The sequence below is a fragment of the Paenarthrobacter sp. NPDC089714 genome (assembly GCF_044748905.1).
In the GTDB taxonomy this organism is placed as follows: Bacteria; Actinomycetota; Actinomycetes; order Actinomycetales; family Micrococcaceae; genus Arthrobacter.
The window spans coordinates 185,079-199,737 of record NZ_JBIVGX010000002.1 but is presented as its reverse complement, the minus strand read 5'-3'; the positions used below and the strand labels follow the sequence as shown (position 1 = coordinate 199,737).

Annotated in this window: 10 protein-coding genes; 7 read left to right on the top strand and 3 right to left on the bottom strand. The window is 65.1% G+C overall.

Translation table 11 applies throughout. The features are described 5' to 3' along the window. Positions 1-283 precede the first annotated feature (283 nt). The 4 genes from ACIPY3_RS05425 to ACIPY3_RS05410 all read left to right on the top strand — a co-directional run bounded on the left by ACIPY3_RS05425 (position 284) and on the right by ACIPY3_RS05410 (position 6,304). Positions 284-1,696, top strand: coding sequence for an MFS transporter (locus ACIPY3_RS05425; protein WP_400331076.1), 1,413 nt, complete (start codon positions 284-286; stop codon positions 1,694-1,696). Beyond that, positions 1,697-3,883 carry a molybdopterin oxidoreductase family protein gene (locus tag ACIPY3_RS05420; protein ID WP_400331073.1) on the top strand — a complete coding sequence of 729 codons (2,187 nt, stop codon included), beginning with the start codon at positions 1,697-1,699 and terminating at the stop codon, positions 3,881-3,883. Beyond that, a complete protein-coding gene (locus ACIPY3_RS05415) occupies positions 3,880-5,445 on the top strand; it encodes an FAD-dependent oxidoreductase (RefSeq protein WP_400331070.1) in 1,566 nt (521 codons plus the stop codon). Before ACIPY3_RS05420 ends, ACIPY3_RS05415 begins: the two co-directional genes overlap by 4 nt. Before the next feature lie 127 nt (positions 5,446-5,572). Then, positions 5,573-6,304: an MBL fold metallo-hydrolase gene (locus tag ACIPY3_RS05410; RefSeq protein WP_400331067.1), complete on the top strand. Its 732-nt coding sequence runs from the start codon at positions 5,573-5,575 to the stop codon at positions 6,302-6,304. Between the two features lie 123 nt (positions 6,305-6,427). On the opposite strand, the gene ACIPY3_RS05405 is transcribed toward ACIPY3_RS05410, so the two are convergent. Then, positions 6,428-7,831 carry an NAD(P)H-quinone dehydrogenase gene (locus ACIPY3_RS05405; protein WP_400272136.1) on the bottom strand — a complete coding sequence of 468 codons (1,404 nt, stop codon included), beginning with the start codon at positions 7,829-7,831 and terminating at the stop codon, positions 6,428-6,430. A 104-nt stretch (positions 7,832-7,935) separates the two neighbouring features. Between ACIPY3_RS05405 and ACIPY3_RS05400 the strand changes: the two genes are divergently transcribed. After that, positions 7,936-8,754, top strand: a complete 819-nt coding sequence (locus tag ACIPY3_RS05400; protein WP_397326611.1) for a purine-nucleoside phosphorylase — start codon at positions 7,936-7,938, stop codon at positions 8,752-8,754. 2 nt (positions 8,755-8,756) lie between these two features. Here ACIPY3_RS05400 and ACIPY3_RS05395 read toward each other — a convergent pair whose 3' ends face one another. Then, positions 8,757-10,052: an Ig-like domain-containing protein gene (locus tag ACIPY3_RS05395; protein WP_400331063.1), complete on the bottom strand. Its 1,296-nt coding sequence runs from the start codon at positions 10,050-10,052 to the stop codon at positions 8,757-8,759. After that, on the bottom strand, positions 10,049-10,633 hold the full coding sequence (locus tag ACIPY3_RS05390) for a hypothetical protein (protein WP_400331060.1): 585 nt from the start codon (positions 10,631-10,633) through the stop codon (positions 10,049-10,051). The genes ACIPY3_RS05395 and ACIPY3_RS05390 overlap by 4 nt, the downstream gene beginning before the upstream one ends. A gap of 685 nt (positions 10,634-11,318) precedes the next feature. Between ACIPY3_RS05390 and ACIPY3_RS05385 the strand changes: the two genes are divergently transcribed. Together ACIPY3_RS05385 and ACIPY3_RS05380 are read left to right on the top strand one after the other, a co-directional pair. Continuing rightward, positions 11,319-12,917, top strand: a complete 1,599-nt coding sequence (locus ACIPY3_RS05385) for a glycoside hydrolase family 68 protein (RefSeq protein ID WP_400331057.1) — start codon at positions 11,319-11,321, stop codon at positions 12,915-12,917. 87 nt (positions 12,918-13,004) lie between these two features. Continuing rightward, positions 13,005-14,645 carry a glycoside hydrolase family 32 protein gene (locus ACIPY3_RS05380; RefSeq protein ID WP_400331054.1) on the top strand — a complete coding sequence of 547 codons (1,641 nt, stop codon included), beginning with the start codon at positions 13,005-13,007 and terminating at the stop codon, positions 14,643-14,645. The last annotated feature ends 14 nt before the right edge of the window (positions 14,646-14,659 follow it).

Genomic DNA, 14,659 nt, shown 5'->3' with positions numbered 1-14,659 from the left:
CTTTCGTTCACGCCGCCTGATGCCACGAAAGCCCTGGCGGCGATGGATTATTCGAGAGTTCAATAATAGTTCCCACAGTCCATTGACTGGACAACCAAGTCCATCATGTGGACCAACAGGAAAATCCCACATTGTGGTCTGCACCACAACCTCACCATCGTCTCACGCGTCCGTGATGCCGCAGATAGGGAAATGTCACAGCACGTTTACAAACCGCGACGGTCCGCGAAATGCACGAAACCTAATTTTGAAGGACAACGTCCCCCACCAAGGAGGCACTCCCGTGACTGTTGACCGCACCGCAGACGAACTGGCTCCCGCCCAGTCCACTGCCACCGCCGCCCCCACCCTTGAACACCGCCCCGGCCGCTGGATCGCCAACTGGGACGCCGAGAACAAGGGCCAGTGGGAAGCCGAAGGCCGGTCCATCGCCAAGCGCAACCTGTACTGGTCCATCTTCGCCGAGTTCCTCGGATTCGTCGTCTGGCAGCTGTGGTCGATCGTGGTCGTGCAGCTCCCGGCAGCAGGCTTCACGTTCGACACCAACCAGATCTTTTGGCTCATCTCGATCCCCAGCCTGGTGGGCGCCACGCTCCGCATTCCCTACACCTTCATGGTTCCCAAGTTCGGCGGACGGAACTGGACCATCGTCTCGGCGCTGCTCCTGCTCATCCCCTCCTCCGGCCTGGCGATCTGCGTCTCCAACCCGGAAACTCCCTTCGGAGTGATGCTCCTCGTCGCAGCCCTGGCAGGGTTCGGCGGCGGCAACTTCGCAAGCTCCATGGCAAACATCACCTTCTTCTACCCCGCCCGCGAAAAGGGATGGGCGCTGGGCCTGAACGCTGCCGGCGGAAACCTGGGTGCCGCCGTCGCGCAGTTGGTGGTTCCCGTCGCCGTGACGTTGCTTGCTGCCGGAACCGTCAACCTGCCCATGGCCGGCCTCATCTGGATCCCGCTCATCCTCATCGCAGCCTTCGGCGCCTGGAAGTACATGAACAACCTCACCAGCGCCAAGGGGGATGTTGCCGGTTCGGTGGCCGCGCTGAAGGAACCGCACCTGTGGATCATGGCCTTCCTCTACATTGGTACGTTCGGCTCGTTCATCGGCTTCGCCGGCGTGTTCCCCAAGCTGATCAAGGACTACTTCCCCGAGTTCTCCTCCATCCACCTGGGTGCCGTAGCACTGTCCCTCGCGTTCCTGGGCCCGCTGGTCGGCTCCCTGGCCCGGCCGTATGGTGGCCGCATGGCCGACCGCATGGGCGGGGCACGGATGAGCATGACCGCGTTCGCTTCCATGGCCGTCATCACCCTGACCATGATCTGGACCCTGCCGCTCAAGAGCTTCTGGCTCTTCCTGGGACTGTTCCTGCTGCTCTTCATCGCCAGTGGGTTCGGCAACGGGGCAACGTACCGCATGATCCCCGTGATCTTCGCGACCTCCAGCCGCGCGGCCCGCGCAGGAGCCAGCAGCGCAGCAACCGCGCGGCTCGCAGCCTCTTCCTTGGGCCTGATCTCGGCGATCGGCGCCTACGGCGGTTTCGTGATCCCCCAAGTGCTCAACGCCTCCAACACCACGGCAGGCTCCTACACACCGGCGTTCTACGGATTTGTCGGAGCCTATGTCCTGATGCTCACCGTCTGCTGGGCTTTCTACATCCGCCCGGCCCAGAAGCGCAACACGATCGGACACATCTAGATGTCCAACGGCGCCGATACCCACTGCCCCTACTGCGCGCTCCAGTGCGCCATGACGCTGACCCCGGCTGCCCCAGCGGCCGGGGCAGTGCCCGCACCGGTGGCTGCCCCGGCCGCACCCCTGGAGGTATCCGGGCGCGACTTCCCCACCAACAGGGGCGGGCTGTGCCGCAAAGGGTGGACATCGGCGTCGTTGTTGCGCCACAACGGACGCATCACCGAACCGTTGCTGAAAGGCTCCGACGGCGTCCACCAGCCGATCTCCTGGGACCAGGCCCTCATGCTCATCACGGCGGCGGTCAAGGATGCCCAGCAGCAGTACGGCAACGACGCCGTCGGTGTCTTCGGCGGTGGCGGCCTCACCAACGAGAAGGCCTACATGCTGGGCAAGTTCGCCCGGCTGGCACTCCGTACCTCCCGCATCGACTACAACGGCCGGTTCTGCATGTCCTCGGCCGCGGCCGCGGGGAACCGGGCTTTTGGAGTGGACCGAGGGCTCCCCTTCCCCGTCACCGACCTTGACTCGGCGTCGGTCATCCTCATGCTCGGCTCCAACGTCGCCGAAACCATGCCCCCGTTCGTCCAGCATCTGCAGGGCGCACGGGACAGCGGCGGCCTGATCGTCGTGGACCCCCGCCGCTCGGCTACTGCGGCGTTTACGTCCGACGGCGGCGGCCTCCACCTGCAGCCGACGCCCGGCACCGATTTGGCCTTGTTGTTGGGCATCAGCCATGTTGTGGTGCACGAAGGGCTGGTGGACACGGACTATGTCTCGGAACGGACCACCGGCTACGCCTCGGTGGTGCGCAGCCTGAATGCTTTCTGGCCGGAGCGGGTCCAGTCCATCACCGGAGTGCCCGCCACCCTCATCCGGGAGACCGCCCGCCGCCTGGCCCACGGTGCCCGGGAGGGCGGCAGCTACATCCTCAGCGGCCGCGGCGTGGAACAGCACGTTGACGGTACCGACACCGCAACGGCGGCCATCAACCTCAGCCTGCTGCTAGGCCTTCCCGGCTCGGCGCGCAGCGGCTACGGAACACTGACGGGCCAGGGCAACGGCCAAGGCGGCCGCGAGCACGGCCAAAAAGCCGACCAGCTCCCCGGCTACCGCAAAATCACCGATCCCGCTGCCCGCGCGCACGTCGCTTCCGTCTGGGGCATCGACGAGTCCCTCATCCCCGGTCCCGGCCTGCCCGCCGTCGAACTTCTCAAGTCCCTTGGAAAGCCCGACGGCGTCCGCTGCCTTTTCGTCCACGGCGCCAATGTGGTGGTTTCGGCTCCGGACACGAACGCCGTGACCGCGGGGCTTCGGGCCCTCGACTTCCTGGTGGTGTGTGACTTCTTCATGTCCGAAACCGCCCAGGAAGCGGACCTGGTGTTGCCCGTGACGCAGTGGGCCGAAGAAGAAGGCACCCTCACCAACCTCGAAGGCAGGGTCATCCGGCGCCGGCGCGCGCTGACCCCTCCCCCGGGCGTCCGGAACGAGCTGTGGCTCATGGCCCGGCTGGCTGGGCTCCTTGAGGCACCTTCTACTTTCAGCGAAGATCCTGAGACCGTTTTTGAGGAACTCCGTCTGGCATCCGCCGGCGGTCTGGCCGACTACTCCGGGATCGACTACGCCATGCTGGACCGCGGCGAGGCTGCGTACTGGCCGTATCCCGTCGGCAGCACAGGAACTCCCCGCTTGTTCAGTGACGGCTTCGCGCATGCGGATGGCCGGGCCGTACTGGTTCCAGTGACCCCCTCGAAGCGGGCCGCGCGGTCATTTGCCGATGACTCCCTGGCCCTGGCAACGGGCCGTTTGCTGGAGCATTACCAGTCGGGCGCCCAGACCAGGCGCGTAGCCGAGCTCCTGGCGGCCCAGCCCCAGGTGCGGCTGTTGATCCACCCGGCAACCGCTGCTTCCCGCGGGATTGCCGACGGCGACTACGCCACGGTGACCAACGAGCGGGGCGAGGTGCTGTGCCGTGCCGAGCTAAGCAACGCCGTCCGGCCGGATACCGTCTTCCTGCCCTTCCACTTCCCGGGCCTGGAAAACGCCAACCGGCTGACCGAAGCAGCAACCGACCCCATTTCCGGCATGCCTGAGTTCAAGACCAGCCGGGTGTGGGTCCGGCCCGCAGCATCCAGCGTCGTTCCCGTTGCTGTCAGCACCGAATTGTCACTGCACTCCGAGGAGGCTTCATGAGCGAGCGCATTGTTGTTGTTGGATTCGGCCCTGTGGCCGCGCGTTTGGTGGATGAGCTCCTTCCTTCCGTCCGTTCAGGCCTGGTACAGCTTTTGGTTGTTGGTCAGGAAACCGAGGCAGCCTACAACCGCGTCATGGTGGCTGAGCTTGGGGTTGGCCGCACCACAGCCGACGCTTTGGCCATGGCTGATGCCGCGTCCCTTGTGGCCGACGGGGTAGATGTCCGGCTCGGAACCAAGGTGCGCCGGATCGACCGCGCCCGGCAGCAGGTTGTCCTCTCCGACGGCTCCGCCGAGCATTATGATCGTTTGGTCTTCGCCACGGGCTCACGTCCGGTCATCCCCAACCTGACTGGACTGAACCCCGATCCGTCGGGTCCGGTGCTGCCGGCCGGAGTGATTACGCTCCGCGATCTGCAGGACGCCGCGGTGCTTCGATCGGCTGTTTCCGAAGGCAAGCGCGTGGTGGTGCTGGGCGGCGGCGTCCTTGGCCTCGAGACTGCCCTGGCAGCTTCGGAAGAAGGTGCAAAGGCCACTGTGGTCCACAACGGACCCTTCCCGCTCGGTCGGAGCATTGACCGCGGCAGTGGATCAGTCCTGACGGCAAGCCTCCGCTCCAGTGGTGTCCGCATGGCCGGCAACGCAAGGTCCACCGGTGTTGAAACGGCAGGACCCGGGGGATCCTTCTCTGCGCTGTTGCTGGCGGATGGTTCAGCCATCGACGGCGACCTGCTGGTTCTCTCCTGCGGTGTGCGTCCGCGGATCGAACTGGCCGAGGGCTGCGGTCTTCCGGTGGGTACCGGAATCCTGGTGGACCACCATCTCCGGACCTATCACGAGCCGCACATGTTCGCGATCGGCGACTGTGCCGAGGTCCGCTGCCCCGACGCCGCCTGCGTCGACTGCCGCACGGCCGGGGGTCCATCCGGCTTGGTGGGCCCAGGGTGGAGGCAGGCTGAATGGCTCGCAGAGTACTTGGTGGTACTGGCCCGCGACGGCCAGTCGGTGGCGGATGCCTTGGAGCCCCTGGCCGCGGAGAAGCCCGGAGTCGTGGTCTTGAAAGCCCGTGGCATCAACCTTGCCGTAGCCGGGGACAACCAAGCCGATCCGTGGGACGAGGAGCTTTTGGAAGCCGGTGCCGTGGCCGGGCGACCCCGGCGGCAGATCTCGCAATGGGCCGACCCCGAGCACGGCCGCTACGTCAAGATGACCACCCGCGGCGGAGTGCTGGAAGGCCTGGTTGCCGTGGGGATGCCCAGGACAGCCGCCGAGTTGGTGGTGCTGTTCGAGCGCTCCTCTGAGCTCCCGGCCGACCGTTCCTTGTTGTTGCGCCTGGATGGCCCCGACCAGCTTGATTCCGGGGGCGGAAACAGTTCCGATCCGGAGCGCACCGTTTGCCGTTGCGCGGGCGTGAGCGCGGCCAGCATTGAGGACTCCGTGGTGGAAGGCTGCTCTTCGGTAGCCGAGGTTTCCAAGGCCACCCGCGCCGGAACGGGCTGCGGCGGCTGCCACGAGGACATCAAGGGACTCATCGAAAAACACTTCCAAGCGGCTGCCGCCTGAGGCCGCGTAAGCTCACGATTCCCCGCACGGCACCCCGTTCGCGGGAAGCGTGCCCGTTCGCTGGAAGTTTCCGGGAGCTGTTGAGGGTTTCCGGCGAACTCGTTGCTTGGGCGCCTAGAATTTCCGGGTGACCATCACTGAACCCGCACCCGGCATCCACTTCGTGGAGGGACCGGCGTCCAACTGGATCATCGTGCGCGATGCTTCCGGATTCATGGTGATCGACGGCGGGTACCCGGCTGACCGGGATGCGGTGCTGGACTCGATCCGGCAACTCGGCCTGGAGCCGGCTGAAGCCAAGGCCATGCTCCTCACCCATGGCCATGTGGACCACACGGGCTCAGCGGCGTACTTCTCCAGGACGTTTGGCACGCCCATCCTCTGCTCCCCCGAAGAACTCGCGCACGTCCAGGGCAAGGAGAAGCATCAGGTCACCATCGGCCAGGTGCTGGTCCGCATCTGGCGTCCGAAGGTCTTCCGCTGGATGCTGCACGTCATCAAGGCCAAAGCTCTCCAGGCCGAACCCGCCACGCTGGCCGAGGCCTGGACGGAGCAGAAACTGGCAAACCTGCCCGGACGTCCGGAGGCCATCGCGGTCCCCGGGCATACGCCTGGCAACGTGGCGCTTCTCCTGCCGGGCGCTGGAGCGATCGCCGTGGGCGACACGTTTGTCAGCGGGCATCCACTCAGCAGCAAGCCCGGGCCACAAATGCTGCAACGGATGTTCCACTCAGACCCGGAGGCCGCGCTCGAGGCAACCCGCAGGCTCGGAGACCTCCAGGCCACGCTGATCCTCCCGGGCCACGGCCCTGCGCTGCGCCTGTCCCTGGCCGACGCCGTGGCTGCCCTGCATCGCTGACGGACTAAGCCGCTGATCGCCCCGGAAACGCAAAGGCCCGTTTCGCTGGCTCGCTGCGCAGCATGCCGTGCGAACGGCACTCTGCGCAGCGACGCCCCGAAACGGGCCCGTGAAAACAGTTGGCTACATGTGCACGTGCAAACGCCGTGCTGCTTCGGAAATGGAGCCGGTCAGCGACGGGTACACCGTGAAGGCACTTGCGACGTCGTCCACGTGCAGCTTCTGCGTGACGGCCACGGAGATCGGGAAGATCAGCTCGGAGGCGTTCGGACCCACCACCACGCCACCAATCACGGTGCCGGAACCCTTGCGGGCGATGATCTTGACGAAGCCGTCCTTGGTGTTGCGCATCTTGGCACGGGCGTTGCTGAGCAAGGACAGCATCACCACATCGCCTTGATACTTACCGGAAGCCAGATCGGCCTCGGAAACACCTACGGAAGCGATCTCCGGGGACGTGAAGATGTTGGAGGCTACCTGGTTGAGCTTGAGGGGCTTCACGCCGTCGCCCATGAAGTGCGCGATGGCGATCCGGCCCTGCATCGCAGCCACGGACGCCAAGGCGAACACGCCCGTGCAGTCGCCTGCTGCGTAGATGTTGGGTGCCGTGGTGCGGGAGACACCGTCAACCTTGATGTGGCCGGACTCGGTCAGGGCAACGCCTGCTTCTTCCAACCCGATCCCCGCCGTGTTCGGGATGGACCCTACACACACCAGGCAGTGGGAACCTGTCACGACCGATCCGTCACCCAAGGTGACCTTTACGCCGTCGTCCGTTCGCTCAACTGCGTTGGCGCGCGAGCGGGACAGGACGCGCACGCCGCGGCGCTCGAACACGCCCTCCAGCAGCTTGGCGGCGTCCGTGTCCTCGCCCGGGAGAACCTGGTCGCGGCTGGAGATCAGGGTGACCTTGGAGCCGAGGCCGTTGTAGGCGGAAGCGAACTCGGCGCCGGTGACACCGGACCCCACCACGATCAGTTCTTCAGGAAGCTCGTCCAGGTTGTAGATCTGGGCCCAGTTCAGGATGCGTTCGCCGTCGGGCTTTGCCGTGGGCAGTTCGCGGGGGTGGGCGCCGACCGCCAGGAGGATGGAATCGGCCTCGATGGTGCGGGTGCCCTCAAGTGTGAGGACCTCGATGGTGTTGTTGTCCAGCAGCTTGCCGGAGCCGATGACGATTTCGACGCCGAGGCGCTCGAGCCCGTCGCGGATGTCTTTGGACTGGCCGCGCGCGAGGTTAAGGACGCGGTCGTTGATGTGCTTGAGGTCGGCGTGCGGCTTGGAGGCGGTGTCATCGAACTTGACGCCGAGCTCGTCGGCTTCGCTGACGCGGGTCATGAGGTCGGCAGTGGCAATGAGGGTTTTGGAAGGCACGACGTCGGTCAGAACGGCCGAGCCGCCGAGGCCTGCCCGTTCGATGATGGTGACTTTGGCGCCGAGCGAGGCGGCCACCATGGCAGCTTCGTATCCGCCGGGACCACCTCCCAGGATCGCGATTCGTGGGGAACTGAAGTCAACTTGGGTGGTCACAATCCTCAATTCTCCCGTATCCGCGCTGCTGCTGCCAGTCAGCCATACCTCACCCACGGGCGCGTCCCTACCGGACAGCTACGCGTGCACGGTAGCTTGTACCAGTGAGTAACTCAGAGCTGTTGAACACTGACCCCTTCGAAGCCGCCAAAGACGCCGCCGACTACATTGCTGCCGAGACCGGCGTCGAGTCCCACGACGTCGCCTTGGTACTCGGTTCCGGCTGGGCAGAAGCCGCCGACCTGATCGGTGAAACCACTGCGACCCTCAGTGCCTCGGAAGTTCCGGGCTTCCACAAACCGGCAGTCGTGGGCCACGTGGGAACCATCCGTTCAGTCCTCACGAAGGAGGGCAAGCGCGCCCTGGTCCTCGGCGCGCGCACCCACTACTACGAAGGCCGGGGCGTCCGCTCTGTGGTGCACGGCGTGCGGACCGCTGCCGCTGCCGGCTGCAAGACTCTGGTGCTCACCAACGGCTGCGGCGGGCTCAACGAAGCCTGGGAACCCGGCACGCCGGTGCTGATCAGCGACCACATCAACCTCACCGCCACGTCCCCGCTGGAGGGCGCAACGTTCGTGGACCTCACCGATCTCTACTCATCGCGACTCCGGGCTGTGGCACGCGAGGTTGACCCCTCGCTGCAGGAAGGCGTCTACGCCCAGTTCACCGGCCCTCACTACGAGACCCCGGCCGAGGTCCAGTACGCCAAGCGGATCGGCGCGGACCTTGTTGGCATGTCCACGGCACTGGAAGCCATCGCGGGACGCCACGCGGGCATGGAGGTCTTCGGGATCTCCTTGGTCACCAACCTCGCCGCGGGCATCAGCCCGGTTCCACTCAGCCATGCCGAAGTCCTGGAAGCGGGCGAGGCTGCAGGCAAGCGGATCTCGGCGTTGCTGGCAGGGATCATCGCGAAGCTGTAAAGCTATTTCACCGGCCCGGGTGTCGGAACGGTTGGTCCAACACTGACCGTGACGGCCTTGCTGGAGACACCCTCCGCGGTGGCAGTGACGGTGGCCTGTCCCTGCCCCGGGCCGGCGCGGACCAGCCCGTTTCCATCAACCGTGGCAAAGATCGGCCGGCTGGACGCCCAAACCACTGTTGCCGTTCCCGGCAGCCCGTCGCTGTAGGCCACGGTTGCGGTCAGTTGAACGGTCTGGCCGCTGTCAAGGGCAAAAGGCCCGGGAGGATTGACGACGACGGCAGTCACCGCGTGCGCCACCGTTACCTTGGATTGGGCTTGCCATTGCTTGCCTGCACCATCGACGTGGAGGGCTGTGACCAGCACCTGCCCGACGCTTTGCCCCGTGACGAGTCCGCCCGCGGAGACTGTGGCCACCTTCGGGTTGCCGGTGGACCACGTGACTGCCGCCAACGTCTCCGTGGTTCCGTCGGAGTATCCACCCACCGCTGTGAATTGCCGCGACTGACCGTCCTTGAGGGTGGCCTCGGCGGGGTCAAGGTGCAGTCCGGTCAGTGTGGCCGGGGGCTTCGGGGTCACGGTAAGGCGCGCCACCGCTTGCAGGCCGGCTTCAGTTGCCGTCACGGTGGCCGAACCCGCGGAGATGGCCGTGACCAGGCCGTTCCCGTCCACCTGTGCCACGGCCGGTCGGTCCGAAGCCCAGACCGCCGTGACGTTGAGCTTGCCGATTGAGCCGTCGCTGAAGCTGCCCACGGCGTCCAACTGGACCTTGCCACCAGTCTGCACGGACACCGTCTCCGGGAAGATGCGCAGGGCCGTCAACGAAGCCGACCCGGGCCGGGTGACGGTCAGCGCCAAACGCCCGGAGACGCCGTCGTACGTTGCTGTCATCCCGGCGTCGCCGGGGGCCAAAGCCGTCACCTCGCCCGACCCTGCCACCTCAGCCACTGCAGGGTTTTCGGAGGCCCAGACGACGCCGTCCATCAGGGAGCGGCGCGAACCATCGCTGTACACACCGTTGGCAGAGAGCTGCAGTGTGGCATCGGGGCGGAGGGCTGTGGCGGACGCGCTGACCTCGATGGACGCCAGTGCCACCGGTCCGCGGTCCAGGAATACCCGAACGGCCACCAAGCCGGCCGTCAACAGGATCGCCGCTGCCAGAGCCACTACCCATGCCCTGATGGTCCTTCGGCGAAGACGCTGCATGCCGCTTTCAAGAGCCCCCTCCATGTCCGCCGGGTACGTGCGGATGTGGGCGGAGGCTTCGGCCAGGAGGCGCTCGCGCAACTCCGCTTTCACGGCCGGCCATCTTCCAATGCCGGCTGGTTGGTTTTGGCTGTGGCGCTCGTCAACAACTGACGCACGTCATCCACGGACTGGGTTGTCAGGGCAGCAATCTCGTAGACCGTAAGGTTCGCAAACTCGTGGAGGACCACGACGATCCGCTCGCCGGGCGACAACACGCCCAAGGGACCCTCATCCACCTTCGGACGCGGCAACTTTCCCTTCCTGTTCTGTCTCGGAGAGCCACGCAGCCAGAGATCTTCCTTCCTCAGCTTCTCGACCAGCAGGCACAACGTATAAACGCGAAGCAGCGGACTGGCGGGGCCCTTCCATGCACTGGCCGCCTGCGACCACGAAGCTTCCAGCAACCTGCGCGCCGTTTCAGGATCGCCGCACAGGAGGTGGGCGCAGTACTCAAGATCGCCCTTTTGCTGCTCAAACACGCTCCGCAGCTCGGCTTGGCGGTCCTTCAGCGCGGGTCCCAGCTTGACGCTTGGCGTGAGTCCAAGTTCCACTTCGCGCACCATGGGCATGAACACCGCGACGGCCAAGGCCAGGAATCCGGCGCCCATGAGCACGGCCGCCTGGATGACCACGGGGAAACCCCACGGAAAAGACGGAGCAAGCCAGCCGAAGGCTATGGTTCCAAGGGCCAGGACACCGATAAGAAACCGCAGAGGAGTGATCGATGAGCGCCAACGCCGCTTTGGTAACTCACACATGGTGCACCAACTCACAACGCGCCAGGTCTGCCAGGTTCGGGCGACAACCGGGAACCGCAAGCACATTTTACGTCCAGCGATTGGAATTAGGCAGATCCAACTGGGTCGCATTAGTGCGCGTTATGGGCGCTCAAAACGCGCACTACTGCGACCTAGATGGGTGGGCACCTACGGGACTCGAGGCAGGCCGTCAAGTCACATGGCGCCCGTGTAAACGCACAGTAAATTCTCAGAATAAGTCTGTTTTATAGCGAAACATTTGACCCTCCCGCACCGTGCATGGCACGCGCGCGTGTTGGCAATGTAAACGCTTGCATACAAATGTCTGACATCCCCGCCGAAGCCATCGAAACAGGCTTTGCTTTGGCACCTGACACGTGTTTAGCGTGGAAAGTGCCCCGGTAAGTCGACGTGCCGGAGCACCAGCGGCGAGCGCCTCAGGAAGGGCCGCCGCACCTCGAAACGATGGCGTCCCTCGAAGACGCCACCAGCGGATCGAGCGGACGCCGGACTCGAGCAGCAACTCCACGAAGTCCAATACTCCGCGAGAAGAGCAAGCATGAACACGCACTCAACCCCAACACGGCCAAGACGCCGCTTGCGCAAGGCAACAGCCATCGCAGCAGCAGTCGGCGTCGCCGGTGGCATCCTCCTTGTCACGCCGGCCGCGCAGGCCAACCTGCCGGCCGATCCGCCGTCGAGCACCATGCCGGCACCCACGCCCGGCTTCCCGCTGCCGTCGAACCACACGCAGCAGGCCTACGATCCGGCAGCGAACTTCACCTCCAAGTGGACCCGTGCCGATGCCAAGCAGATCATGGCCCAGAGCAACCCCAACGTCGCTCCCGGCCAGAACTCCATGAGCCCCAATGTCACCATGCCGGAAATCCCCAAGGACTTCCCGGCCATGAACGACGACGTGTGGGTATGGGACACCTGGTCCCTGACCGACGAAAACGCCAACCAGATCAGCTACAAGGGCTGGGATGTCATCTTCTCCCTGGTGGCTGACCGGCACGCAGGCTACGGCTTCGACCAGCGGCACTGGAACGCTCGGATCGGCTACTTCTTCCGCAAGACCAACGCCGATCCGGCCAAGGACAAGTGGAACTATGGCGGGCACCTGTTCCTGGACAACACGTCCATCGGCAACACGGAATGGTCCGGCTCCACCCGCCTCATGCAGGGCAACAAGATCAACGTCTTCTACACGGCAACCACGTTCTACGACGTCAAGGAGCGGAACGCCGGCGGTGGCGGAATCGCCCCCGACGCCGTGATCGCCAAGGCACTGGGCACCATCCACGCAGACAAGAACGGCGTGAGCTTCGACGGCTTCCAGCACACCAAGCTGCTTGAGCCGGACGGAAAGCTGTACCAGAACAAGGCCCAGAACCCCGGCTTCGCCTTCCGTGATCCGTACACGTTCGCCGATCCGGCCCACCCGGGCAAGACCTTCATGGTCTTCGAAGGCAACACCGGCGGTACCCGTGGCTCCTACAAGTGCAAGCAGGAAGACCTGGGCTACCGTCCGGGCGATCCCAACGCTGAGACCGTGGACCAGGTCAACAGCACCGGCGCCTGGTACCAGACCGCGAACGTGGGCCTGGCCGTGGCGGACAACAAGGACCTGACCAAGTGGAGCTTCCTGCCCCCGATCCTGTCCGCCAACTGCGTCAACGACCAGACCGAGCGTCCGCAGATCTTCATCCAGAACGAGAACGGCAAGAACAAGTACTACCTGTTCACCATCAGCCACCAGTTCACGTACGCGGATGGGATGCGCGGCCCTGATGGCGTGTATGGCTTCGTCGGCAACGGCGTCCGCTCCGACTACCAGCCCGTGAACAACAGCGGCCTGGCACTCGGTTCGCCGACGGACCTCAACATGCCGGCCAACGCGCCGGAAGGTCCGGACCCGCGCCAGAACGGCCGCCAGTTCCAGGCTTACTCGCACTACGTGCAGCCCGGTGGCTTGGTCCAGTCGTTCATCGACAACGTGGACGGCGTCCGCGGCGGTTCCCTCTCCCCCACGGTGAAGATGAACTTCCAGGGCGGCGTGACGCAGGTTGACCGCAGCTTCGGCAAGAACGGCCTCGGCCCGTTTGGCTACTTGCCCACCAACGTGCGCGTTGGCGGCGAGGGCCTCTACAAGTAAGACCCCTGGCCCATAAGGCCTCGGCAGGGGTGCGTGCGGCCACGAGCCGGGCGCACCCCCGCCACCCCCAACCCCCAGGATTTCCCCATGGTTTACCCCACCCCCAACACACCCAGCCCGCGCCTTTCCCGCCGCCAGTTGCTGGCCGCAAGTGCCGCCGTCGTGGTTTCGTTCTCAGCCGCCTCGTGCACAGCGCCACGCGACGCGGAAAGCCCGACGCCGGTCCCCGCCACGCGCGGGCCGCAGCCTTCCGCTTCGGAGCCGTGGCGTCCCGCGGCGCACCTGACCGCGGAGAAGAATTGGCTCAACGATCCCAACGGCTTGGTCTATGCAAACGGGACCTACCACGCCTTTTACCAGCACAACCCCCGCGCGAACTCCTGGGGCAACATGTCCTGGGGGCACTCCACCAGCAAGGACCTGGTGCACTGGGAGCAGCAGCCGGTGGCCATGGAAGCCAGCGAGGACGAGGAGATCTTCTCCGGGTGCATCGTGCTGGACTCAAACAACGCCTCCGGACTCGGGTCTGCCAAGAACCCGCCCATGGTTGCCCTCTACACCAGCGCCTACGGCAAGAACGGAGCCCTGCCCCAAGGGGTCCAGGCACAGTCGGTCGCCTTCAGCCTGGACGGCGGAACCACGTGGCAAAAGCACCGCGGCAACCCTGTACTGAACCTCGCGCCGAGCAACAACAATTTCAGGGACCCCAAAATCACTTGGTACGAGCCCGGCAACTACTGGGTGATGACCACCGTGGTGGCCGACGCCCAGGTGGTCAAACTCTTCAAATCCACCAACCTCCTCCACTGGGACTACCTGAGCGATTTCTCCGGCGTCGGCGCGCAAGGCGGGCTGTGGGAAGTGCCTGAGCTGCTGCAGATGAAAGTGGAGGGATCCACGGCCAGGAAGTGGGTCATGCTGCTGAGCATGAATCCGGGCGGTATCGCGGGCGGTTCGGGCATGCAGTACTTCGTGGGTGAGTTCGACGGAACGCGGTTCGTTGCGGAAAACGCAGCGGCTCCCGGTGCTCCCCTGGAAGAGTCCCAGTGGCTGGATCACGGCGCCGACTACTACGCCGCCAACTCCATTTCCGGCGCTCCGGGCGACAAGCCGGTGCTCCTGGGGTGGATGGGCAACTGGGACTATGCCCAGAACGTGCCCACCACGCCGTGGCGGGGTGCCATGGCGATCCCGCGGGAGCTTACCTTGGTCCGCGGTGAAGAGCGGTACGAGTTGCGCTCGGCCATTGCGGCGACCGCCCTTGAACAACTGGAGCTTGGTGAGCTGAAGAGCAAAAACCTCACCGTCTCCTCCCGGTTGGAGTCGCTTGGCTCCGATTTCGAGGGCCGCAGCCGGCTCCTTGACCTTGAACTGGACCTCGGCTCAGCCCGCGAAGCCGGCATCCTGCTCCGTCATTCCGCCGACGGCGAGGATGGACTCCGCATCTCCTATGACAAGGAGACGGGTACGTTGAAAGTGGACCGTTCGAAGGCCGGGACCACGAACTTTTCGGAAAAGTTCAGTCCCTACCATCAGGTACGCGTGCCTGCAGACGGCAACAAGGTGCGCCTGCGGATCTTGCTCGATACCTCGTCGGTGGAGGTCTTTGCGCAGGACGGGGCTGCCGTGATCACGGACACGTTCTTCCCTGGCTGGGACCACACCGGGGCCTCCGTTTTCAGCATCGACGGCGACACAGAATTCTCAATCCGCTCCCGCACCCTCTAGAGCAACGCGGGGTC

What these genes read in the sequence shown, in the direction of transcription:
- ACIPY3_RS05420 (WP_400331073.1), top strand. Translation starts at nt 1,697, where the DNA reads ATGTCCAACGGCGCCGATACCCACTGCCCCTACTGCGCGCTCCAGTGC.
- ACIPY3_RS05380 (WP_400331054.1), top strand. Translation starts at nt 13,005, where the DNA reads ATGGTTTACCCCACCCCCAACACACCCAGCCCGCGCCTTTCCCGCCGC.
- ACIPY3_RS05385 (WP_400331057.1), top strand. Translation starts at nt 11,319, where the DNA reads ATGAACACGCACTCAACCCCAACACGGCCAAGACGCCGCTTGCGCAAG.
- ACIPY3_RS05415 (WP_400331070.1), top strand. Translation starts at nt 3,880, where the DNA reads ATGAGCGAGCGCATTGTTGTTGTTGGATTCGGCCCTGTGGCCGCGCGT.